The organism is Marinobacter confluentis, from assembly GCF_004785685.1.
Lineage (GTDB): Bacteria > Pseudomonadota > Gammaproteobacteria > Pseudomonadales > Oleiphilaceae > Marinobacter > Marinobacter confluentis.
In genome coordinates this window covers 1-305 of record NZ_SRPF01000079.1, presented here as the reverse complement: position 1 = coordinate 305, position 305 = coordinate 1, and the positions used below count along the sequence as shown (strand labels likewise).

Here is a 305-nt window from a genome sequence, read left to right as displayed (position 1 = left end):
CCGTGCTTGTGGCACAGGTCGGCAAAGGAAATCTCACCCTGAAACAGGGCCTCGCGGTCCTGGTGAACCGGGTGATCTGCCGGGACCAACTGACCAGTATCCGTTCGCGCCAGCGGAACCCCCGCCTCCTCAAAACATTCCCGCACCGCCGCAAGCATAAAGTCAGCACCACCCTCGTCCAGACTCATACTCTGGCTGATTTCGGCGTCTTCGGGCCCGAGCGCATGCTCACGCCCCAGGGCTTCGGTCTCATCAACCCCGCCTCCAGGAAACACATAGAATCCGGGCAGAAACACGGCCTCCCA

Annotated in this window: 1 pseudogene; it reads right to left on the bottom strand. The window is 61.6% G+C overall.

What is annotated here, in order from left to right:
• Positions 1-305 (bottom strand): annotated as a pseudogene (locus E5Q11_RS17630) (MBL fold metallo-hydrolase); the annotation flags it as partial.